Here is a 22506-nt window from a genome sequence, read left to right as displayed (position 1 = left end):
CACCCGACGCGCCGGGCGGGGACGCGGCCTCCGGGTCGAGCGTGCGGCAGGACCCGCCCGACGGCGTCGTGCGCGTCCGCCTCGACCTCGCCTACGAGGGAACGGAGTTCGCCGGCTGGGCCCGCCAGCCCGCGCTGCGCACCGTCCAGGGCGCGATCGAGGACGGCCTGGCGACGCTCCTGCGCGGCCCGGCGCCGCGCCTCACCGTCGCGGGGCGCACGGACGCGGGGGTGCACGCGCGCGGGCAGGTCGCGCACGTCGACCTCACGCTTGACCAGTGGGCGGCCCTCCCCGGGCGCTCCGACCGCGCCCCCGGCGACGCACTCGTCGCGCGGCTCGGCGGGGTGCTCCCGGGGGACGTCGTCGTCCACCGCGCGGCGCCCGCGCCCGCGGGCTTCGACGCGCGGTTCTCCGCGCTGCACCGCGCGTACACGTACCGGGTCGCGGACGACCCGACGCGGCGCGACCCGCTGCGGCGGGCGTGGGTCCTGTGGAACCGGCGCCCGCTCGACGTCGCCGCGATGGACGCCGCCGTGCGGCCGCTGCTCGGGGTGCGCGACTTCGCCGCGTTCTGCAAGCCCCGGCCCGGGGCGACGACGATCCGCGAGCTCCAGCACCTGTCGTGGTCGCGGCCGGTCGACGGGCCCGACGCGGGCCTCGTCGTCGCGCACGTCCGCGCGGACGCGTTCTGCCACAACATGGTGCGCGCGCTCGTCGGCGCGTCGCTCGCCGTGGGGGAGGGCCGACGCGGGGTCGACTGGCCCGCGCAGCTCCTCGCGAGCCGCCGTCGCGACGCGGGGGCCGGCGTCGTCCCCGCCCACGGGCTCGTGCTCGAGGAGGTCACGTACCCGCCCGACGACGAGCTGGCCGCCCGGGCCGACCGGATCCGCGCGGTCCGGAACGAGGAGGACGTCTGGGACGAGGGCGCGTCGCGCGACCCGGGCTGACCACCGCGGGACTACGCCGTCACGGCTCCTCGACGACGTGCACGGCGGCCTCCTCGGCGCCCGCGGCGCCCCCGGAGATGCCCTCGTCGTCCGCGTAGGTGTCGTTCTGGCGGCCGTCCAGCGCGTCGGGGTCCGCCACGAGGCGGCCCGAGCGGGTCGCGTCCGGTCGGTCGAGCGGGTCCCGGTCCCACTCCTCGGGCTCCTCCTCGGCGAGGCGCTGGTCGAGCGTCTCGCCGTGCACCTCTTCCCACGGCGTCTCGCCGAAGTGGTTGGTGCGGGGGCGGTCGGGCGGGGAGTACCCCTCGTCGAGGACGTCGTCCACGCCGCGGTCGAGCAGCGTGTCCTCGGCCTGGAGCTGGTCGTTGTCGCCCTCGGCGCCGGTCTCCGGGTCCGGGCTGGTGCCGGTGGTGTCTTCGCTCATGCGTCCACAGTGGCACCTCGTGCGGTCGGACGCAGCATCTGCGCGCCGACCTGCACCGACGTGCCGCCGGCGATACCGTGGGACGGGTCGCGTGCGCCGCGGCCACCACGTGAACGAGCCCGAGAACCGAGGACCACCATGGCCGGCATCGACGACATCCTGTCCACCATCCCGCTCGACCAGCTCGCCGGCCGGCTCGGCGTCGACGAGGCGACGGCGCAGCAGGCCGTGGGCGCGGCCCTCCCCGCCCTGCTGGGCGGGCTCCGGGCGAACGCGCAGGACCCTGCGGGCGCGGCGTCGCTCGGCAAGGCCCTCACGCAGCACGACCCGTCGCTCGTCGAGGGCGGCGTGAACCTCGACGACGTGGACACGGCCGACGGCGAGAAGATCGTCCGCCACGTGTTCGGGTCGAACGAGGAGGCCGTCGTCGCGCAGCTCGCCGACTCGACGGGCACGCAGCAGGGCCTGCTGTCGAAGGTGCTGCCCGCGCTCGCGCCGATCGCGCTGGCGTTCCTCGCGAAGCAGCTCGGGGGCAAGGACTCCGGCGCGGGGTCCGCCCCGGCGGCGCAGGAGGGCGCAGGCGGCGCACTGGGCGACCTGCTCGGCGGTCTCCTGGGCGGCGGCTCCGGCGGCTCCGGGGGCGGCCTCGGGGACCTGCTGGGCGGCCTGGGCGGCCTCCTCGGGGGCGGCCGGCGCTGAGACCGGGGTCGACGACGGTCCTCCCGCTCGGGGCGCGTCGACGTCGGAGCGGTCGGGCGCGCGCGGAATCCGCGTGACCCGGCGGGTCCGGCCGGGAGACGATGGCCTCGTGGGACACCTCGACCTCAGCGACGTCACGTATCACCTGCCCGACGGGCGCACGCTCCTCGACGGCGTGAGCCTGCGCGTCGCGGACGGCGCGCGGGTCGCGCTCGTCGGGCCGAACGGCGTCGGCAAGTCGACGCTGCTGCGCATCGTCACGGGCGACGTCGCGCCGCACGGCGGGGCGGTCGTGCGCAGCGGGGGCCTCGGCGTCATGCGGCAGGACGTGGGGCGCATCGACGACGACCGCACGGTGCGCGACCTGCTCGTGGAGCTCGCGCCGGCCGCGGTCAAGGAAGCGGCGCTCGAGCTCGCCGCGGCGGAGCACGGCATCATGACGGTCGACGACGAGCCTGCCCAGCTCCGGTACGCCCAGGCGCTCGTCGACTGGGCCGACGTCGGGGGCTACGACGCCGAGACGGCGTGGGACGAGGTGACCGACGAGGTCCTGTCCGTCCCGTTCGAGAAGGCGCAGTGGCGTGACGTGCGCACGCTGTCCGGCGGCGAGCAGAAGCGCCTGGCGCTCACGGCGCTGCTCCGCGGGCCCGAGGAGGTCCTGCTGCTCGACGAGCCCGACAACCACCTCGACGTGCCGACCAAGCGCTGGCTCGAGGAGCGGCTCGTCGCGTCGCCCAAGACGGTCCTCTACGTCTCGCACGACCGCGAGCTGCTGTCCCGCACGGCGACGCAGGTGGCGACGCTCGAGCCGACGCCGGGCGGCGGGACGGTCTGGGTGCACGGCGGCGGGTTCGCGACCTACGGGCAGGCGCGCGCCGACCGGCGCGAACGGCTCGCCGAGCTCGCGCGGCGCTGGGACGAGGAGCACGCCAAGCTGCGCGAGCTCGTGCAGACGCTCAAGACGAAGGCCGCCTACAACGACGGGCTCGCGAGCCGGTACCAGGCGGCGAAGACGCGCCTGCGCAAGTTCGAGGAGGCGGGCCCCCCGGAGGTGCTCGCGCGCGAGCAGCGCGTCACCGTGCGTCTCGCGGGCGGGCGCACGGCGAAGCGTGCCGTGACGTGCCGGTCGCTCGAGCTCACGGGGCTCATGAAGCCGTTCGACCTCGAGGTGTTCTTCGGCGAGCGCGTCGCGGTGCTGGGCTCCAACGGGTCGGGCAAGTCGCACTTCTTGCGGCTCCTCGCCGCGGGCGGGAGCGACCCCGAGCCCGGGGTGGTGCCCGACCCCGCGACTTCCGACGGCGTCCGGCCCGACCCGGTGGCGCACACGGGTCGCGCGGTGCTCGGCTCGCGCGTGCGGCCCGGCTGGTTCGCCCAGAACCACGACCACCCGGAGCTGCGCGGGAGGACCCTCCTGGAGATCCTCCATCGCGGCGACGGGCACCGGGCCGGCATGGGCCGCGAGGGCGCGAGCCGCGCGCTCGACCGCTACGAGCTCGTCGGCCAGGCGGAGCAGCGCTTCGAGACCCTCTCGGGCGGGCAGCAGGCGCGGTTCCAGATCCTCCTGCTCGAGCTCGACGGCGCGACCCTCCTGCTGCTCGACGAGCCGACGGACAACCTCGACCTGCACTCGGCCGAGGCGCTCGAGGCCGGTCTCGCGGCGTTCCAGGGCACGGTGCTCGCCGTGACGCACGACCGGTGGTTCGCGCGCGGGTTCGACCGCTACCTGGTGTTCCGTGGGGACGGCGAGGTCGTCGAGGCGTCGGAGCCGGTCTGGGACGTCGAGCGCGTGCAGCGGGCGCGCTAGCCGCCGCGTGCTGGGGGCGGGCACCGCCGTCCCTATCCTGGTGGGCATGGCCGTCCACAAGATCGTGCTCTTCTACGCCTTCACGCCGCTGCCCGACCCCCGCGCGGTGCAGCTCTGGCAGCGGGCGCTGGGGGAGCGGTGGAACCTCACGGGACGCGTGATCGTCGCCGAGCACGGGATCAACGCGACGCTGGGCGGGACGGTCGAGGACCTCAAGCAGTACGTGAAGACGACCCGGCAGTACCCCGGGTTCGCGGGCATCGACGTCAAGTGGTCCGACGGCACGGGCCGGGACTTCCCGCGCCTGTCCGTGAAGGTGCGTCCCGAGCTCGTGGCGTTCGGCGTCCCCGACGAGGTCGTGGTCGACGAGAGCGGCGTCGTGGGAGGCGGCACGCGGCTGAGCCCGCAGGCCCTGCACGACCTCGTGGCCGAGCGGGGCGACGACGTCGTGATGTTCGACGGCCGGAACGCGTTCGAGGCGGAGATCGGACGTTTCCGCGGGGCGGTGGTGCCCGACGTCGCCACGACGCGCGACTTCGTCGCCGAGATCGACTCGGGCCGCTACGACGACCTCAAGCAGCGGCCGGTCGTCACGTACTGCACCGGCGGCGTGCGGTGCGAGGTGCTGTCCGCGCTCCTGACCGCCCGCGGCTTCGAGGAGGTCTACCAGCTCGACGGCGGCGTCGTGCGGTACGGCGAGGCGTTCGGGTCGCAGGGGTTGTGGGAGGGATCCCTCTACGTGTTCGACGAGCGCATGCACGTCGACCTCGGCCCGGGGTCGACCCCGCTCGGTGCGTGCACGGGGTGCGGGGCGGCGACGGCGAAGTACGAGAACTGCGTCGACCCGAGCTGCCGGACGCTGCGCCTGTACTGCCCGGACTGCGTGCACGTCGCGCGCTCGACGCGGTGCGAGACGTGCGTAGGTGAGCGCCCCGCCGCCGACCTGCGCACCAGCCCGGCCGCTTTGACCGGTGGCCTGCCCCGCGGGTAGTCTGGTGAGTCGTTGTGCTCATCTCACGACGCCCGTGTCGCTAGCGCGCCCACTCGCTGCCGGCCAAGGAGCGGGTGTCGACCGAGCCCGCCGCGCAACGACCTGCCCTCTCGGCCGCACGCTTCAGCGGCCGAAGAAGACATTCTGAGACAGAAACGAAGGCTACGACCGTGCGTACGTACACCCCGAAGCCCGGCGACGTCCAGCGCGACTGGTACGTCATCGACGCGACCGACGTCGTCCTGGGCCGCCTGGCCACCCACGTGGCCACCCTGCTGCGCGGCAAGCACAAGCCGACCTTCGCTCCGCACGTCGACGGCGGTGACTTCGTCATCGTCATCAACGCCGGCAAGGTCGCCCTGAGCGGCAACAAGCGCGAGCAGAAGATGGCCTACAACCACTCCGGGTACCCGGGTGGTCTGCGTGCCGTCGCCTATGGCGACCTGCTCGACAAGCACCCCGAGCGTGCTGTGGAGCGGGCCGTGCGCGGCATGCTCCCCAAGACCACCCTCGGTCGCGCCCAGTTCGGCAAGCTCAAGGTCTACGCGGGTGCCGAGCACCCGCACGCCGCGCAGCAGCCGAAGCCGTTCGAGATCACCCAGGTCGCGCAGTAATCGCCGCCCAGGCGTAGCGCACAGAGAGACGCGAGGACACCACCCGTGGCCGAGACCACCGTCGACACCGACACCCTGGGCGACGAGACGCCCAGCACCTACACCTCTGAGTCCGCTGCCCCCACGGGCCGCGGCCAGAGCATCACCGCCCCCGGCCAGGCCCTGGGCCGCCGCAAGGAGGCCGTGGCGCGCGTGCGCCTCGTCCCCGGGACCGGGCAGTGGAAGATCAACGGGCGCTCGCTCGAGGACTACTTCCCGAACAAGGTTCACCAGCAGCTCGTGAACTCCCCGCTGAAGCTGGTCGACGTCGAGGGCCGCTTCGACGTCGTCGCCCGCATCAGCGGCGGCGGCACCTCCGGCCAGGCCGGTGCGCTGCGCCTCGGCATCGCGCGTGCGCTCAACGCGATCGACGCCGAGCACAACCGCCCCGCGCTGAAGAAGGCCGGCTTCCTCACTCGCGACGCCCGCGTCGTCGAGCGCAAGAAGGCCGGTCTCAAGAAGGCCCGTAAGGCACCGCAGTACTCCAAGCGCTGATCCGCGCTGTGCGCTCGTCGGCCCCGGTGGACCTCGTCCACCGGGGCCGACGTCGTTTGTGAGGGACGGTGACCAAGCCCCGTCGAGGGCGTGGCAGGGCAGGCGGTCGTACGGTCGACGTACGGCCGGTCGAGGAAGGACTTTCCATGGGACGGCTTTTCGGCACCGACGGGGTGCGCGGGCTGGCGAACGGCAACGTGACGGGCGAGCTCGCGCTCGACCTCGGCGTCGCGGCGGCTCGCGTGCTCGCGAGCGGGCAGGAGGAGGGGCACCGTCCGCGCGCGGTGGTGGGGCGTGACACGCGGGTCTCGGGCGAGTTCCTGGGCGCGGCGCTCATCGCCGGGCTCGCGAGCGCGGGCGTCGACGTGAAGGACGTGGGCGTGCTGCCGACCCCGGCCGTCGCGTACCTGACGAGCACCATGGACGTCGACTTCGGCGTCGTGATCTCGGCCTCGCACAACCCGATGCAGGACAACGGGATCAAGTTCCTCGCGCGCGGGGGCGTCAAGCTCGACGACGCGGTCGAGGACCGGATCGAGAGCCTGCTCGGGCAGGAGTGGCAGCGCCCGACGCACGGCACGGTCGGACGCATCTCGCCCGACCGTGGTCGCGCGGGCGGTGCGTACGTCGAGCACCTCATGGCGAGCATCGGCGCCGACGAGGACCACAAGCCGCTCGCCGGCCTGCGCATCGCGGTCGACTGCGCGAACGGCGCGGCGAGCGACGTCGGCCCCGCGGCGCTGCGTGCGGCCGGCGCGGACGTCGTCGTCATCAACGCGAGCCCCGACGGCCGCAACATCAACGCCGCGTGCGGCTCGAACCACCCGGAGCAGCTCCAGGCCGTCGTCGTGGCGTCCGAGGCGGACTTCGGCGTCGCGTTCGACGGCGACGCCGACCGCTGCATCGCGGTCGACCACGGCGGCACCGTCGTCGACGGCGACCAGATCATGGGCGTCCTCGCGCTCGCGCTCAAGGACGAGGGCGAGCTCCCGCACGACACGCTCGTCGTGACGGTGATGAGCAACCTGGGCCTCCTGCTCGCGATGCGCGACGCCGGGATCACGACCGTCCAGACGGCGGTCGGCGACCGGTACGTCCTCGAGGAGATGCGGGCCCACGGGTACGGGCTCGGGGGCGAGCAGTCGGGGCACATCGTGCTGTCGCGCTACGCGACGACGGGGGACGGCGTGCTCACGGCCCTCCAGCTCGCGGCGCGCGTCCGGGCGACGGGCCAGAAGCTCGCCGACCTGGCGAGCGTCGTGCAGCGCCTGCCGCAGACGCTCCTCAACGTCTCCGGCGTGGACAAGGCGCGCGCGTCGAGCGACGAGGCGCTGCTCGCCGCCGTCGCGGACGCGGAGCGGACCCTCGGCGAGACGGGTCGCGTGCTGCTCCGCCCGTCGGGTACCGAGCCGCTCGTGCGCGTCATGGTCGAGGCCGCGACGCAGCAGCAGGCCGACGCCGTCGCCGCCCGGCTCGCGGGCGTCGTGCGGGACCGGCTCGCGCTGTGAGCGCGACGGGGCGGACGACCGGCGTGCGGCAGGGGGTCGACGAGACGCTGCGCGAGCACGTCGTCGCGCTCCTCGACGCGTACGACGACGGCGTCCTGCCGATCGTGCAGGCGGGTCAGCCCGTGCTGCGCACGCCGGCGGTGCCGTACGCCGGGCAGCTCGGCGACGTGCTGCCACGGTTCCTCGAGGCGATGCGCGCGACGATGCACGCGGCGCCCGGGGTGGGCCTCGCGGCGCCGCAGGTCGGGATCGGCCTCGCGGTCGCCGTCGTGGAGGACCCGGGCGCCCCCGACGCGGACGACGAGCGCGAGCGCCCGCCGCTCGCGTTCCGGGTGCTCGTCAACCCGCGGTACGAGGCCGTCGGCGACGAGACCAGGACGTTCTTCGAGGGATGCCTGTCCGTGCACGGCTGGCAGGCGGAGCGGACCCGCGCCCGCTCGGTGCGTCTCACCGGGCAGGACGAGACGGGCGAGCCGTTCGACGACGTGCTCACCGGGTGGGCGGCGCGGATCGTCCAGCACGAGACCGACCACCTGCGCGGCGAGCTGTACGTCGACGGGGCCGACCTGCGCACCCTCTCGTCCACGCTCGGGGTCGCGCGGCTCCCGGGCGCCTCCCGCGAGGCGGGCTGACCGACCACGCGGTCCTGAGCGGCGCGGCACGGGAGCGAGCGTCGGCGCGGGAGACTACGGGGGTGGACCCGCTCAGTCGACTCCTCGCCGCGCCGCCCGACCTGCCGGTGGGGCACCACCTCCCCGAGGTGGTCGCCGCGGTGCGGGCGGCGGGCGCCGTCGTCGTGCAGGCACCGCCCGGCACGGGCAAGACGACCCTCGTGCCGCCGGCCCTCGCCGTCGCTCTGGGGGGCGCCCCGGACCGGCGCGTCGTCGTGACGCAGCCCCGGCGGCTCGCGGCCCGGGCGGCGGCCCGGCGGCTCGCGACGCTGCTCGGCGAGGACCTCGGAGGCACGGTCGGCTACACCGTGCGGGGCGAGTCGCGCACGTCGCGCCGCACCCGGGTCGAGGTCGTCACGACGGGCACGCTCGTCCGCCGGCTCCAGCGCGACCCCGAGCTGCCGGGCGTGGCCGGCGTCGTGCTCGACGAGGTGCACGAGCGTCACCTCGACGACGACCTCGCGCTCGCGCTCCTGGCCGACGTGCGCGAGAACCTGCGCGACGACCTCGCGCTCGTCGCGATGTCCGCGACGGTCGAGGCCGGGCGGACCGCCCGGGCGCTCGCCACGGGATCGCGGTCGGTGCCGGTCGTCGAGGTCGAGGGCGGGCTCCACCCGGTCGACGTCGTCTGGTGCCCCGGGCGCGGTCCACGCACCGACGCGCGGGGCACCGCGCCCGCGCTGCTCGACCACGTCGTCGCGACGACGCACCGCGCGCTGCGCGAGCGGACGGGCGACGTCCTCGTGTTCGTCCCCGGCGCGCGCGAGGTGGACACCGTCGCGGGCCTGCTGGCACGCGGGCTGTCCGACGTGGACGTGCGCCCGCTGCACGGCCGCCTGCCCCTGCGCGAGCAGGACCGGGCGCTCGAGCGCGGGCCCCGGCGCCGGGTGGTGGTCTCGACGGCGGTCGCGGAGTCGTCCCTCACCGTCCCGGGCGTGCGGGTCGTCGTGGACGCCGGCCTCGCGCGCGAGCCGCGCACGGACGTGCGGCGGGGACTGCCCGGCCTCGTGACGGTGGCCGTCAGCCGCGCGGGCGCCGAGCAGCGCGCCGGCCGTGCCGGGCGCGAGGGCCCGGGGGCGGTGTACCGGTGCTGGTCGGAGGGCGACCACGCACGGCTCGCGCGGCACCCGGAGCCGGAGATCCGCACGGCCGACCTCACCGGGTTCGCGCTCGAGCTCGCGTGCTGGGGCAGCCCCGACGGCGCGGGGCTCGCTCTGCTGGACCCCCCGCCACCGGCGGCCTGGGCCGCCGCGCGTGACGTGCTGCACGGCCTGGGGGCCGTGGGGGCCGACGGGGTGACGCCGCTCGGGCGCCGCATCGCCGCCGTCCCCGCCGACCCGCGGCGCGCGCGGGCGCTGCTCGACGCCGTCCCCGAGGTGGGGGCGGGGCTCGCCGCGGAGGTCGTGGCGCTGCTCTCGGAGGACGTGCGCGTGCCGGGGGCCGACCTGCCGGCCGCGCTGCGTGCGCTGCGCCGCGGGGGTCCGGGTTCCGGCGCGTGGGCCGCGCAGCGCGACCGGCTCGAGGGGGTGGCGCGGGCCGCCTCGGCCGAGGACGCCGCCGCCTCGGGATCGCGCCCGGCCGCACGGGGCAGGCCGGCGGACGACGCCGCCGTCGGGCACGTCGTCGCGCTCGCGCACCCCGACCGGTTGGCCCGCCTGCGGCCCGGCGGCGAGACGTACCTCCTGGTCTCGGGAGCCGGCGCACGGCTGCCGCCGGGTTCGCCCTTGCAGGGTGCGCCGTGGCTCGCGGTGGCGGACGTGGACCGCGCGGCGGGCCGGGCGGACGCCGTCGTGCGGTCCGCCGCGCCCGTCGACGAGGCGACGGCGCGGGCCGCCGCGGCGCCCGAGCTGCGGTCGACCGGCATCGCCGAGTGGTCGGGCGGGCGCGTGCGCGCCGCCCGGGTGACCTCCCTCGGCGCGATCGAGCTCGCGCGCGAGCCGTGGCGCGACCCGCCCGCGGACCTCCTGGCGGCGGCGGTGCGTGACGGGCTGCGCCGGGACGGTCTCGACAGCCTCCCGTGGCCCGACGGCGCGCGCCGGCTGCGCGACCGCCTGCGGTTCCTGCACCGCGTCCTGGGCGACCCGTGGCCCGACGTCGGCGACGAGGCGCTCCTGGACCGCCTGGACGCCTGGCTGGGCCCCGACGTCCCCGCCGTCGCCCGGGGGAAGCGTCCGGACCTCGGGGGTGCGCTGCGCCGTCTGCTGCCGTGGCCGGAGGCGGCGCGCCTCGACGCGCTCGCGCCCGAGCGGCTCGAGGTCCCGAGCGGGTCCCGTGTCGCGGTGGCCTACGACCAGGACCAGCCGGTGCTCGCGGTCCGCCTCCAGGAGACGTTCGGCTGGGCGAGCACGCCGCGCGTCGCGGACGGGCGCGTGCCCGTGCTGCTGCACCTGCTCTCCCCGGCGGGTCGCCCGGCCGCGGTCACGGCCGACCTGGCCTCGTTCTGGGTGCAGGGCTATCCGCAGGTGCGCGCCGAGCTGAGGGGCCGCTACCCCAAGCACGCGTGGCCGCAGGACCCGGGCACCGCCCAGCCGCTGCGGGGGACGCCGCGCCCGCGCCGGCGCGACGCCTGAGCCGGCGGAGGGCCCTGGTCCTCACGACGTACGCTCTCGTCGCGAGAAGTCGTTCGTCGGGATGACGCGTCGTCGGCCGCGGCACGGAAGACTCGTCACCGGGCGCGGCGCTGCCGGGCGGGAATCCTCAGGGGCGAACCGGGGGTTTCCCTGATGGTCGACGTCGTCGCGCTCCGTAGGCTTGTCGTGGCGCAGGACGCCCGACCTGCCGCCGCCGCCAGCCTGGCCTCCCCGCCAGCCGACGAACGAGGACGCCGTTGCCCGACGCCGTGTCGACCTTCCTGGAGAATCTGGAGACCTGGATTCTCGCCCTCGCGGCGTCCGCGTGGATCTACCCCGCGCTGTTCGGCTTCGCGACGATCGACGGGTTCTTCCCGCCCATCCCGAGCGAGTCCGTCGTCATCACGCTCGCGGTGTCCGCCCACGCGACCGGCGAGCCGAACCTGCTGCTCGTGCTCCTGGTCGCCGCGGCGGGCGCGTGGACGGGCGACCAGATCGCGTTCTCGATCGGCCGCGCCATCGGCACCGACCGCGTCCGGTTCCTGCGCTCGCCGCGGGGCCGCAAGGCCGTGGCCTGGGCGGAGCGAGCCCTCGCGCACCGCGGGGCGTCGTTCATCCTCGCCGCACGCTACATCCCCGTCGGCCGCGTCGCGGTGAACATGACGGCCGGCGCCGTGGGCTACCCGCGCCGCCGCTTCATGGCGTTCTCCGGGATCGCGGCCGTCACGTGGGCGGTGTACTCGGTCCTCATCGGGCTCGTCGCCGCCCAGTGGTTGGGCCACGAGCCGCTCCTCGCGATGGTCGTCGGCGTCGTCCTCGGGGTGGCCACCGGCTTCGTCATCGACCGCGTGCTCATGATGCGCGCACGGCACCGGGGCGAGCTCCCGGTGGTGGTCCCCGTGCCCGCGGCGCCGACGACCGGCGACCCGGCCCCGCGGGGCACGAGCGCGGACGCGAACGGCACGCCGGTGGCCGGCACGGAGGTGACCGGCACGGAGGTGACCAGCACCGACGAGGGCGTGTCGTCCGGGGCGCCGGGGGCGACGCCGTCGGGGAGCACGGGCGGGCCGGGCGCGCCGCGCACCCCGGGCGCGGCACCCCGCGGCTGAGCCCAGCCGCCGCGGGACGGGACCCGGTGACGGGCCTCGCGCGCCACGACGTCGCGCGGGCTCAGAGCTTGCGCAGCCGCACGCGCTGGACGGAGTGGTCCGACCCCTTGGTGAGGACGAGCGTCGCGCGGCCGCGCGTCGGCAGGATGTTCTGCTCGAGGTTCGGGGCGTTGATCGCGTCCCAGATCGACTTCGCCTTCTCGACCGCCTGCTCGTCCGTGAGGTCGGCGTAGCGGCGGAAGTACGACTCGGGCCGGGCGAACGCCGTGCGGCGCAGGGCGAGGAACCGGTCGACGTACCACTGCCGGATGTTGCGCGTACGGGCGTCGACGTAGATCGAGAAGTCGAAGAAGTCGGAGACCGCGACCGTGGACTCGTCGTGCGCGCTCGGCCGGGCCGGCTGGAGGACGTTCAGCCCCTCGACGACGAGCACGTCGGGCTTGCGCACGACCGCCTCCGCCCCGGGCACGATGTCGTACGTGAGGTGGTCGTAGACGGGCGCCTTCACCTCGGCGTGGCCCGCCTTGACCTTGGACAGGAACCGGATGAGCGCGCGGCGGTCGTAGGACTCGGGGAAGCCCTTGCGGTCCATGAGGCCGCGGCGGGCCAGCTCCGCGTTCGGGTAGAGGAAGCCGTCGGTCGTGATGAGCTCCACGCGCGGCGTCTCGGGCCAGCGGGCCAGCATCTCGCGCAGGACGCGTGCGGTCGTGGACTTGCCCACCGCGACCGACCCCGCGACGCCGATGACGTACGGCGTGTTGCCCGTCTCCTCCCGGAGGAACGTCGACGTCGCCTCGTGGAGCCCCGACGTCGCGGTCACGTAGAGGTTGAGCAGGCGCGACAGCGGGCGGTAGACGGCGTCGACCTCCGCGAGGTCGATGGGGTCGCCCAGGCCGCGCAGCCGGGTGACGTCGTCGTCCGTCAGGGGGAGCGGCGTCGACTCCGACAGGCGGCTCCACACCGCGCGGTCGAGGTCGACGTACGGCGAGGACGACGGTGCCGCGAGATGGGCCGGCAGGAGGTCGGACGGGTCGTCGACGGGGAAGGACACCCGCCCGATTCTGCCGGATCCGCGGCGGTGCCGGTGCACGAGGGCCTTCGGGACCGTTTCCGGCCGCGCCGGCGCGGCACGGCGGGTCGGCCTCGGACGCACCTCCGGACCCGTCCGTCCCTGCGAACGTGCCGGGGCGGTGCTCAGCGTGGAGCGGTCCCCGCCCCGCGCTCCGGGCGCGCCGCGCGACGCCGGCGCGGCGCGGGCTCGACGGCGGGGCCCGGGCCGGCGAGCGCGAGGTCGGGCAGCCGTGTCATGAGGGCGAGCGCGTCGGCCGGGGCGTGCGCGTGGACGTCGTTGTCGAGGTAGACCTCGACGTCGTGACCGGCCTCGCACCAGGTCCGGACGCGCTCGGCCCACGCGTCGAGGACGCGTGGCCGGTAGCCGCTCGTGTACAGCTCCTCGTCGCCGTGGAGCCGCACGTACACGAGGTCGCTCGTGACCGCCTCCACGAGCGGCCAGTGGCCCGCACCGTCCGAGATCGCGAAGGCCACCCGGTGCCGTCGCAGCAGGTCGAGCGCCTCGGCGCTCGCGAACGACTCGTGACGCGGCTCGAGCGCGTGGACCAGCGGACGGTCGGCATCCACGTCGGTCCAGGCGGGTGCGCGCAGGCGGTCGTCGTGGTCGCCCGCGAGCCGGGCGGCCTCGGCCGTCGTCCGGGGCAGGAGGGCGAGGAACTCGTCGAGCAGCGCGGCGTCGAAGGTCGTGCGCGCCGGGAGCTGCCACAGCACGGGCCCGAGGCGGTCGCCGAGGGCGAGGACGCCGCTCGCGAAGAAGTTGGCGAGGGGCGTGCGCACGTCCCGCAGCCGCTTCATGTGGGTGACGAACCGCGGCCCCTTGACCGCGAACGTGAACCCTTCGGGCGTCTGCTCGCGCCACGCGACGAACGACGACGGACGTTGCAGCGAGTAGAACGACCCGTTGAGCTCGACCGCGGGGAACACGGAAGCGACGTGCTCGAGCTCACGACGCTGGGGGAGGCCGGGCGGGTAGAACGGGCCGCGCCAGTCGGCGTACCGCCATCCTGAGAGACCGATGCGAACGGTGGGCACGAGGTCCACCCTCACCGGCACGGGCGCCGTTCGCCCGCGGGGACGACTTTGGCAGCGGACCTCACGAAAAACCGCGGGATCGGGCGGCTCCGGAGTGGCGCACGTCCGTGGCTAGACTCGATCACCATGTGCGGAATCGTGGGCTACGTAGGCCCTGGAACCATGGTCGGAGAGGCCTCGGGGCGACCCCTCGACGTCGCTCTCGAAGGACTCGGCAGGCTCGAGTACCGCGGCTACGACTCGGCCGGGGTCGCGCTCGTCGCGCCCGGGATCGACGCTGTCGCGTTCGCCAAGAAGTCGGGCAAGCTCGCGAACCTCGTCGAGGAGATCGACCTGCACCCGCTCCCCGCGGCGACCGCGTCGATCGGTCACACGCGGTGGGCGACGCACGGCGGCCCGACGGACACCAACGCCCACCCGCACCTCGCGGACGACGACCGCCTCGCGGTCATCCACAACGGGATCGTCGAGAACTTCGCGACGCTCAAGTCCGAGCTGCTCGCCGAGGGTGTGCGGTTCCGGTCGGAGACGGACACCGAGGTCGCGGCGCAGCTCCTGGCCCGCGCCTACCGCGAGACCAAGGACCTCACGCTCGCGATGGGGCAGGTCGCCCGCCGCCTCGAGGGCACGTTCACGCTCCTGGCCGTCCACGCCGACTCGCCCGACACGGTCGTGGGCGCGCGGCACGACTCGCCGCTCGTCGTCGGGATCGGGGAGGGCGAGAACTTCCTCGGCTCGGACGTCGCGGCGTTCATCTCCCACACCAAGGAGGCGCTCGAGCTCGGGCAGGACCAGATCGTCACGATCACGCCGACGTCGGTCGAGGTGACCGACTTCGACGGGAACCCGGCCGAGGCCAAGCGCTACACGGTCGACTGGGACGCGGCCGCCGCGGAGAAGGGCGGCTTCTCGTCCTTCATGGACAAGGAGATCCACGACCAGCCGCACGCCGTCGCGGACACGCTGCTCGGCCGGACGGATTCCTCGGGCAAGCTCGTGCTCGACGACCTGCGCATCGACGAGGCCGTGCTGCGGTCGGTCGACAAGATCATCGTCGTGGCGTGCGGGACCGCCGCGTACTCGGGCCACGTCGCGAAGTACGCGATCGAGCACTGGTGCCGCATCCCGGTCGAGGTCGAGCTCGCGCACGAGTTCCGCTACCGCGACCCGATCGTCGACGAGAAGACGCTCGTCGTGGCCGTGACGCAGTCCGGCGAGACGATGGACACGCTCATGGCCGTGCGCCACGCGCGCGAGCAGGGCGCCAAGGTCGTCTCGATCGTCAACACGCACGGGTCGACCATCCCGCGCGAGTCCGACGCCGTGCTCTACACGCACGCCGGGCCGGAGATCGCGGTCGCCTCGACCAAGGCGTTCCTGTCGCAGATCACCGCGGCGTACCTCCTGGGCCTCTACCTCGCGCAGCTGCGCGGGAACAAGTTCCCCGACGAGATCTCGGCGATCCTCGAGGACCTGCGCGACATGCCGCGCAAGATCCAGACGGTGATCGAGCGCGGTGAGTACGTGCGCGCGACCGCCCGGTCGATGAAGGACGCGACGTCGGTCCTGTTCCTCGGCCGGCACGTCGGGTTCCCCGTCGCGCTCGAGGGCGCGCTCAAGCTCAAGGAGCTCGCGTACATCCACGCCGAGGGCTTCGCGGCGGGCGAGCTCAAGCACGGGCCGATCGCGCTCATCGACGAGGGCCAGCCGGTGTTCGTCGTCGTGCCGTCGCCCAAGGGTCGCGAGGGCCTGCACTCGAAGGTCATCTCGAACATCCAGGAGATCCGGGCCCGTGGGGCGCGGACCCTCGTCATCGCGGAGGACGGGGACGACGCCGTGCGCCCCTACGCGGACGAGATCTTCTGGGTCCCCGAGTCGCCGACGCTGCTCTCGCCGCTGCTGGCCGTCGTGCCGCTCCAGATCTTCGCGATGGCTCTCGCGACGGCCAAGGGCCTCGACGTCGACCAGCCGCGCAACCTCGCGAAGTCGGTCACGGTCGAGTAGCCCTCCGCCGCACCGTCGGACGCCCGATCAGGTGGTCCTGGTTCGTCCGGTCTCCCGGACGAGCCAGGACCACCTGCTCGTGGAGGGCCGACGGCCTGGTCGCCGTCGGCCGTAGGGTGGGCGCATGATCAAGGGCGTGGGGATCGACGTCGTGGACGTCGCGCGGTTCATGGAGACCCTCGAGCGGACGCCCCGGCTCCGGGAGAAGCTGTTCACGGACGCCGAGCGCGACCTGCCCCCCGCGTCGCTCGCCGCGCGGTTCGCCGCCAAGGAGGCCATCGCCAAGGCTCTCGGGGCTCCCGCGGGCATGCGCTGGCACGACGCGACGGTGCACCGCGTCGTCGGTGGCCCGCCGGAGGTCGAGATCACGGGCACGGTCGCGGCGCGCGCGGACGCGCTCGGCATCACCGCCTGGCACCTGAGCATCTCCCACGACGCCGGCATCGCCTCGGCCATGGTCGTCGCGGAGGGCTGACCGCCCGCCGCGCTGTGGGTATGAGAAGGGCCCGGTTCTCGGCCGAGAACCGGGCCCTTCTCACGCCCACACGGTGCGGCGGTCAGGACTGGAGGGCGGGGATGACCTGGCGCTGGAAGAGCTCGAGCTGGTCGCGGTCCGTCGCGGCGAACGGGAAGTAGCCGATCGCGTAGCCGAGGCCCTGGTCGCGCAGACCCGTGAGCGTCTCGACGATCTGCTCCGGCGTCCCGACGAGCGGGCCGCCCCGCCACGACGCGACGTTGTCGTCCGCCTTCTCCGGGAACCAGCGCCGCGCGTGCTCCTCGATCCGGTCCAGCCGGTCCGCGACGTCCTGCTCGGTCTCGCCGATGACGACGTTGTAGTTGGCCGAGCGCGTGATCTCGCCGAAGTCGCGGCCGAGGTCGCGGCAGTGCTGCTCGAGCACCGCGGACTTGTGGGCGAAGCCCTCGGGCGAGCCGTCGAAGTTCGTGTACTGGGCGTGCTGCGCCGCGATGCGCAGCGTCTTCTTCTCGCCGCCGCCGGCGATCCACAGGGGGATGCTCGGCTTCGCGCCCTCGCCGTCCACGACGACCCGCTGGAGGGGCTGCGGGTAGCAGAGCGCGCCGTCCACCTGGTAGCGCTGGCCCTCGAACGTGCCCGACGACCCGGTGCGCCACATGCGCGCCATGATCTCGACGCCCTCGTCGAGCGCGCGGAGGCGCTCGCCCGCGCTCGGGAATCCGTACCCGTACGCGCGCCACTCGTGCTCGTACCAGCCCGCGCCGATGCCCATCTCGAGCCGGCCGCCGGAGACGTGGTCGACGGTCGCGGCGACCTTCGCCAGGTACGTCGGGTCCCGGTACGCCATGCACGTGCACATCTGGCCGAGGCGCACGCGCTGCGACGCCGCCGCGAACGCGGCCATGAGCGTCCACGCCTCGTGCGTCGCCTCGGTGCTCGGGGTCGGCGTGGTGTGGAAGTGGTCGTAGACCCACACGCCGTCCCACGCGAACTCGCCGCCCGGCAGGGGCTCGCCCGCCGCGGCGTTGTCGGCGTAGTGCAGGAGGGAGAGCATGGTCTTCCAGTGGTCCTCGGGCGCGACGTCGACGAGGTCGTAGCGCCAGCCCTGGGGGATGAAGAGTCCGAATCGCATGGTCGTCACCCTATGCGGGGCCGCGCGGAGGCCCGCCCTGCGCCGTCCGCCGTCTCACCCTGCGGCCGTCCGCGCGGGCGACCGCGGCTCGGGGTCGGCAGGATGAGGTCATGATCGAAGCCTGGTCCGCGGCCGACGTGCGTGCCGCCGAGGAGCCCCTGCTCGCGGCGGGAGTCCCGCTCATGGAGCGAGCGTCGTTCGCGCTCGCGACGATCGTCGCGCGCGACCTCGCGCGACGGCGCTCGGTCGCCCTGCCCGACGGCGGGCGCCGGGACGGGCGCGTGACGGGCGCCCGGGCGGTCCTGCTCGTGGGGTCGGGCAACAACGGCGGGGACACCCTCCACGCGGGCGCGTACCTCGCGCGGCGGGGCGTCGAGGTGCTGGCCGTCCTCACCGGCGAGCACGCGCACGCGGGCGGGCTCGCGGCGCTCCGGGACGCGGGCGGGTCCGTCGAGGTGCTCGTCGGCAGTCCCGACGACACGACGCGCGCCGACCGGCCGCACGACCACCTGGACCCGCACGTCGCCGGCCGGGTCGCCGCGCAGGTCGCGCGCGCCGACGTCGTGCTGGACGGCCTCGTCGGCATCGGCGCCCGTGGACCGCTCCGCGGCGTCGCGGCGGACCTCGTGCGGCACGTCTCCGCGGTGCTCGACGGCGACGCGCACGCGGGTGGGGAGCCCGGCGGCGACGGCGTGCCCGGGGACGACGGCGGGCGTTCTCCCGGGCCCGGGTCCGGGGCGCGCGGGCGCCCCTGGGTCGTCGGGGTCGACACGCCGAGCGGGGTCGGCGTCGACGACGGCACGGTCCCCGGACCGGTGCTGCGGGCCGACCGCACGGTGACGTTCGGTGCGGCCAAGCCCGGTCTCCTCCTGCCGCCCGCGACGCACCTCGCCGGGCACGGCGCGGTCGTGGACGTCGGGCTGCGCCTGGGCGCCCTGGCCGAGGACGGCGCCGCGCCGCGGCCCGTCGTGCGGCGCCTCGAGCGTGCGGACGTCGCGGCGCGGTGGGTCGCGCCGGGGCCGACCGACCACAAGTACACGCGCGGCGTCGTCGGCGTCGTCGCGGGCACGCCGACCTTCCCGGGCGCGGCGGTGCTCGTCGTGGACGCCGCTGTCCGCACCGGCCCGGGCATGGTCCGCTACCGCGGGCCCGACGACGTCACACGCGCGGTGCTCGCGGCCCGGCCCGAGGTGGTGCCCGCCGTGGGCCGCGTGCAGTCCTGGGTGCTCGGACCCGGCGTGCCGCCCGTCCCCGGACCGGACGACGACCCCGTGGACGACGGCGGGCAGCACGAGCGGGTCCGGTACGCGCTCGCGGCCGCGACGGGCGAGCTCGCCGCAGACGTCGTGGGGGAGCGGGTGCCCGTGGTGGTCGACGCCGGGGCGCTGTCCCTGCTGCCCGACCGCTGCCCGCCGTCGGTCGTCCTCACCCCGCACGCGGGGGAGCTCGCGACGGTGCTGCGGTCGCGCGGCGACGACGTGACGCGCGCCGACGTCGAGGCCGAGCCGCTGCGGTGGGCGCGGCGCGCGCACGAGGCCACCGGGGCGACGGTGCTGCTCAAGGGATCGGCGACCGTCGTCGTCGGGCCGGAGGGCGCGTGGTCCCAGGCGGACGCGCCGGCCTGGCTCGCGACGGCGGGGGCGGGGGACGTGCTCGCCGGGATCCTCGGCACGGTGCTGGCGGCGCACGCCGCGCGGGTCGTCCGAGAGCCGGGGCTGGCCGCAGAGCTCGCTGCCGCGGCCGCCGTCGTGCACGGCCTCGCGGCGGAGCGGGCGAACCCGGGCGGCCCGGTCGCGGCGCTGGACGTCGCCGAGGCGGTCCCCGTCGTCGTCGCCGAGCTGCTCGCGGCGCGCTGAGCGCCGGACCCACGCCGGTACCGTGGAGGGCGTGGTCCCCCTCCCCGTGCGCGACGGCCTCAACCCGACGCGCCTCGTGCTGCCGCACGACGCCGACAGCGTCGCGCGGTACACGCGCACGCTCGACTACGTGCGCCACCGCTTCCCGGACGACGCCGCGCGCCTGGCGGAGAAGGTCGCGGCGGGCGAGGTGGTCGACGGGCGCGGCCGGCCGGTCGACGCGACCACCCCGTACGAGCCGCGCGGCTTCGTGTTCCTCTACCGGGACCCGCCGGTGGAGCCCGACGTGCCGTTCGAGGTCCGCGTGCTGCACCGCGACCGGGACCTGCTCGTCGTCGACAAGCCGCACTTCCTCGCGACGATCCCGCGCGGGTCGTACGTGGCGCGCTCCGTGCTCGTGCGGCTGCGGCGCGACCTCGACCTGCCCGACCTCAGCCCCGCGCACCGCCTCGACCGCGTGACGGCCGGCGTCCTGCTCCTCACGCTGCGCCCGCAGGTGCGCGGCGCGTACCAGGAGCTCTTCGCGCGGCGCGAGGTGCGCAAGACGTACGAGGCGGTGGCGCCGTGGGACCCGGCGCTGGAGCTGCCGGCGACCGTGCGCAGCCGCATCGTCAAGCGGCGCGGCGTCATGCGCGCCGAGGAGGTCGACGGCGAGCCCAACGCGGAGAGCCGCGTCGACGTGATCGAGGCCGACCCGGCGCGCGGTCTCGCGCGGTACCGGCTGGAGCCGCACAGCGGCAAGACGCACCAGCTGCGGCTGCACATGGCGCGCCTCGGGGTGCCGATCGTGCACGACAACTTCTACCCCGAGCCGTACGACGTCGCGCCGGAGGACTACACCCGACCGCTCCAGCTCGTGTCGCGCTCGCTCGCGTTCGTCGACCCGCTCACAGGCCGCGAGCGCCGCTTCGAGACGGACCGGACGCTCAGCGCCTGGTGAGCACGCCCCGGTGACCCGGCCCGGTGCGCCCGCCGGGCGGACTCGTCACAGGTGGAGCGCGACGCCCGGCGTCGGGACGCGCAGGACGTCGGACAGCCCGGCGGCCGCGAACGCTCGCTCGACGTCCGCGACCGACTCGCTGAAGTGCGCCCACCCGTCGGCGTGCACCGGGACGACGACGCGCGCCCGCAGGAGCCGCGCGACCTCGGCCACCCCTACGCCGTCGAGCGTGAGCGCCGCGCCGTCGAGGATCGCGGGGACGCGTGCGGCGCCGGCGTGGACGATCGCGACGTCGACGGGCCCGACGCGGTCGGGGATCTCCGCGACCAGCTCCGGGGCGGCGTTGTCGCCGGACAGGTAGACGCGGGGGAGCCCGTCGCCGTCGAGGACGAACCCCGTGACGTCGCCGAGCACGCGCTCCGCTCCCTCCGGGCCGTGCCGCGCGGGGACGCCGGTCACGCGCAGCGCGCCGCCGTCGGGCCGGCGCAGCACGGTCGCCTCCCAGGGGGCGAGCCCGACGACGCCGGGGACGTCGGGCGCGAGCCGCGCCGCGCCCGCGGGGGTCGTGAGGACGCGCGGGACGTCGGGCAGGAGCGCCCGCCCGCTGAGGTCGAGGTTGTCGACGTGCTGGTCGTGCGAGACGAGCGCGACGTCGAGCGGGCCGAGCGCGTCGGGGGCGACGGCCGGGCCGCGCAGGCGCGTGCTCGTGCCGCCGCCCGGGCGCGGGTAGTCGCGGGGCGCGTCGAACCCGGGGTCGGAGACGATCGTCAGCCCGCCGAGGCGGAGCAGGAGCGCCGGGCCGCCGACGTGGAGCAGCGTGAGCCCGCCGTCGTCGGGCGTCGTGCGCGCGGTCTCGTCGGGCCGGGGGACGGGGTGCGGTGCGGTGGTCATGGGTCGAGCCTCGCGCGCGGGACCGCGACGCGACAGTGGCCCGCAGGACGATGATCGGTAGGATCAGGCCATGACCGTCGTGGCAGCTCCCGTCGCGGGCGTCGTGGAGCCCCTGCGGGACCGCGTGCCCGCCCGCGAACCCTCCGGACGACCCGAGCGCGTCGCGGTCGTGGCGTTCGACGGCATCAGCCCGTTCCACCTGGCCGTCCCCAGCCTCGTCCTCGGCTCCGACGCGCTCACCGGGGGCGCGGGACCCGCGTACGACGTCGTGGTGTGCGCGCCGACGCCCGGTCGCCTCGCGACGTCGGCAGGCTTCGCGCTCCACGTCGACCACGGGCTCGAGGCGATCGAGGACGCGGCGACCGTCGTGCTGCCGAGCTGGCACCCCGACGTCGAGCCGCCGCCAGCGCTCCTGGCCACGGTCCGGGCCGCGCACGCGCGCGGCGCCCGCGTCGTGGGGCTGTGCCTGGGCGCGTTCCTCGTGGCGGCGAGCGGCGTGGCGGACGGGCGCGAGGTCGTGACGCACTGGCGCGCGGCCGAGCGGCTCGCCCAGGACCACCCGGCCGTCGCGGTCCGCAGCGACGTCCTGTGGGTCGACCACGGGGACGTCGTCACGTCGGCCGGGACCGCCGCGGCGCTCGACTGCTGCCTGCACCTCGTGCGGCAGGACCACGGCGCGCGGGTCGCGGCGCGGGTCGCGCGGGCGCTCGTGCTCGCGCCCCACCGCACGGGCGGGCAGGCGCAGTTCGTCCCCGCGCCGGTGCCGCCGCACGACACGGCCGACCCGGTGGAGCTCGCGATGGTCTGGGCGCGCGCGCACCTCGACGAGCCGATCTCGCTGGACGCGTGGGCGCGCGCGGCGGGGACGTCGCGGCGCACGTTCACCCGCCGGTTCGCGGCCCGCACCGGCCTCAGCCCGGTGCGGTGGCTGCTGGACCAGCGCGTCGACCGGGCGCGCGAGCTCCTCGAGACGACCGACCTCGCCGTGGACCGGGTCGCGGACGCCGCGGGCCTCGGCTCGGCGGAGTCCTTGCGCCACCACTTCCGGGCGCGCCTCGGGACCAGCCCGTCGCGGTACCGCGTCGAGTTCGGCGGCGCTCCCACGGGTCGCCCGGACGACCTCGACCCGGCGCGCCCGCTCGCCGGGCGGCGACGGTGAGAGAATCGTCCACCGTGAGCGACACCCAGCGCACGACCCCGGCCGGCTCACCCGCCGGCGCCCCCGGCCCCGCCGCGC

General features: G+C 75.6%; 20 protein-coding genes. 15 read left to right on the top strand and 5 right to left on the bottom strand.

All coding sequences use genetic code 11. From position 1 onward, the window contains the following. The first annotated feature begins 41 nt into the window (after positions 1 to 41). Complete coding sequence (gene truA, locus A0J59_RS07960; RefSeq protein WP_064315776.1) at positions 42 to 947, top strand: tRNA pseudouridine(38-40) synthase TruA; 906 nt, start codon at positions 42 to 44, stop codon at positions 945 to 947. A gap of 19 nt (positions 948 to 966) precedes the next feature. Here the strand turns inward: truA and A0J59_RS07955 are convergent, their stop codons facing one another. Then, complete coding sequence (locus A0J59_RS07955) at positions 967 to 1368, bottom strand: DUF5709 domain-containing protein (RefSeq protein ID WP_047234567.1); 402 nt, start codon at positions 1366 to 1368, stop codon at positions 967 to 969. A 138-nt stretch (positions 1369 to 1506) separates the two neighbouring features. Here A0J59_RS07955 and A0J59_RS07950 point away from each other — a divergent pair, with 138 nt between their 5' ends. The 9 genes from A0J59_RS07950 to A0J59_RS07910 all read left to right on the top strand — a co-directional run bounded on the left by A0J59_RS07950 (position 1507) and on the right by A0J59_RS07910 (position 11868). Then, a complete protein-coding gene (locus A0J59_RS07950) occupies positions 1507 to 2067 on the top strand; it encodes a DUF937 domain-containing protein (RefSeq protein ID WP_064315758.1) in 561 nt (186 codons plus the stop codon). A gap of 109 nt (positions 2068 to 2176) precedes the next feature. Then, a complete protein-coding gene (locus A0J59_RS07945) occupies positions 2177 to 3871 on the top strand; it encodes an ABC-F family ATP-binding cassette domain-containing protein (RefSeq protein ID WP_064315757.1) in 1695 nt (564 codons plus the stop codon). Positions 3872 to 3917: 46 nt separating this feature from the next. Further along, positions 3918 to 4862, top strand: coding sequence for a rhodanese-related sulfurtransferase (locus A0J59_RS07940; protein ID WP_082918847.1), 945 nt, complete (start codon positions 3918 to 3920; stop codon positions 4860 to 4862). 170 nt (positions 4863 to 5032) lie between these two features. Then, positions 5033 to 5476, top strand: a complete 444-nt coding sequence (gene rplM / locus A0J59_RS07935; RefSeq protein WP_047234564.1) for a 50S ribosomal protein L13 — start codon at positions 5033 to 5035, stop codon at positions 5474 to 5476. A gap of 45 nt (positions 5477 to 5521) precedes the next feature. Beyond that, positions 5522 to 6010: a 30S ribosomal protein S9 gene (gene rpsI / locus A0J59_RS07930; protein ID WP_047234563.1), complete on the top strand. Its 489-nt coding sequence runs from the start codon at positions 5522 to 5524 to the stop codon at positions 6008 to 6010. 146 nt (positions 6011 to 6156) lie between these two features. Then, complete coding sequence (glmM, locus tag A0J59_RS07925) at positions 6157 to 7518, top strand: phosphoglucosamine mutase (protein ID WP_053369630.1); 1362 nt, start codon at positions 6157 to 6159, stop codon at positions 7516 to 7518. Continuing rightward, positions 7515 to 8150: a peptide deformylase gene (locus A0J59_RS22065; protein ID WP_156532888.1), complete on the top strand. Its 636-nt coding sequence runs from the start codon at positions 7515 to 7517 to the stop codon at positions 8148 to 8150. The genes glmM and A0J59_RS22065 overlap by 4 nt, the downstream gene beginning before the upstream one ends. A gap of 62 nt (positions 8151 to 8212) precedes the next feature. Next, a complete protein-coding gene (gene hrpB / locus A0J59_RS07915; RefSeq protein WP_064315756.1) occupies positions 8213 to 10759 on the top strand; it encodes an ATP-dependent helicase HrpB in 2547 nt (848 codons plus the stop codon). A 257-nt stretch (positions 10760 to 11016) separates the two neighbouring features. Next, positions 11017 to 11868: a DedA family protein gene (locus tag A0J59_RS07910; RefSeq protein ID WP_082918845.1), complete on the top strand. Its 852-nt coding sequence runs from the start codon at positions 11017 to 11019 to the stop codon at positions 11866 to 11868. Positions 11869 to 11929: 61 nt separating this feature from the next. Here A0J59_RS07910 and coaA read toward each other — a convergent pair whose 3' ends face one another. Beyond that, positions 11930 to 12919, bottom strand: a complete 990-nt coding sequence (gene coaA / locus A0J59_RS07905) for a type I pantothenate kinase (protein WP_144425440.1) — start codon at positions 12917 to 12919, stop codon at positions 11930 to 11932. A 143-nt stretch (positions 12920 to 13062) separates the two neighbouring features. Further along, positions 13063 to 13971, bottom strand: coding sequence for a DUF72 domain-containing protein (locus A0J59_RS07900; protein ID WP_047234570.1), 909 nt, complete (start codon positions 13969 to 13971; stop codon positions 13063 to 13065). Between the two features lie 126 nt (positions 13972 to 14097). Between A0J59_RS07900 and glmS the strand changes: the two genes are divergently transcribed. Further along, complete coding sequence (gene glmS, locus A0J59_RS07895) at positions 14098 to 15975, top strand: glutamine--fructose-6-phosphate transaminase (isomerizing) (RefSeq protein WP_064315755.1); 1878 nt, start codon at positions 14098 to 14100, stop codon at positions 15973 to 15975. A gap of 124 nt (positions 15976 to 16099) precedes the next feature. After that, positions 16100 to 16450: a holo-ACP synthase gene (locus A0J59_RS07890; protein ID WP_047234559.1), complete on the top strand. Its 351-nt coding sequence runs from the start codon at positions 16100 to 16102 to the stop codon at positions 16448 to 16450. 82 nt (positions 16451 to 16532) lie between these two features. Here A0J59_RS07890 and A0J59_RS07885 read toward each other — a convergent pair whose 3' ends face one another. Further along, positions 16533 to 17582, bottom strand: coding sequence for a TIGR03560 family F420-dependent LLM class oxidoreductase (locus tag A0J59_RS07885; RefSeq protein WP_047234558.1), 1050 nt, complete (start codon positions 17580 to 17582; stop codon positions 16533 to 16535). Positions 17583 to 17692: 110 nt separating this feature from the next. Here A0J59_RS07885 and A0J59_RS07880 point away from each other — a divergent pair, with 110 nt between their 5' ends. Beyond that, a complete protein-coding gene (locus tag A0J59_RS07880) occupies positions 17693 to 19438 on the top strand; it encodes a bifunctional ADP-dependent NAD(P)H-hydrate dehydratase/NAD(P)H-hydrate epimerase (RefSeq protein ID WP_064315754.1) in 1746 nt (581 codons plus the stop codon). 31 nt (positions 19439 to 19469) lie between these two features. After that, complete coding sequence (locus A0J59_RS07875) at positions 19470 to 20378, top strand: pseudouridine synthase (protein ID WP_064315775.1); 909 nt, start codon at positions 19470 to 19472, stop codon at positions 20376 to 20378. A gap of 45 nt (positions 20379 to 20423) precedes the next feature. Here A0J59_RS07875 and A0J59_RS07870 read toward each other — a convergent pair whose 3' ends face one another. Beyond that, entirely contained in the window at positions 20424 to 21269 is an 846-nt protein-coding gene (locus tag A0J59_RS07870; RefSeq protein ID WP_082918844.1) for an MBL fold metallo-hydrolase, read from the bottom strand. A 70-nt stretch (positions 21270 to 21339) separates the two neighbouring features. Here A0J59_RS07870 and A0J59_RS07865 point away from each other — a divergent pair, with 70 nt between their 5' ends. Then, positions 21340 to 22428 (top strand): GlxA family transcriptional regulator, encoded by a 1089-nt coding sequence (locus A0J59_RS07865; RefSeq protein WP_082918843.1) that lies wholly within the window; start codon positions 21340 to 21342, stop codon positions 22426 to 22428. Positions 22429 to 22506 lie beyond the last annotated feature (78 nt).

Origin of the sequence: Cellulosimicrobium sp. I38E, assembly GCF_001647255.1 — a bacterium.
Taxonomy (GTDB): domain Bacteria; phylum Actinomycetota; class Actinomycetes; order Actinomycetales; family Cellulomonadaceae; genus Cellulosimicrobium; species Cellulosimicrobium cellulans_E.
Note: the sequence above shows the minus strand (reverse complement) of the source record. Positions and strands in the feature narration are given on the sequence as shown.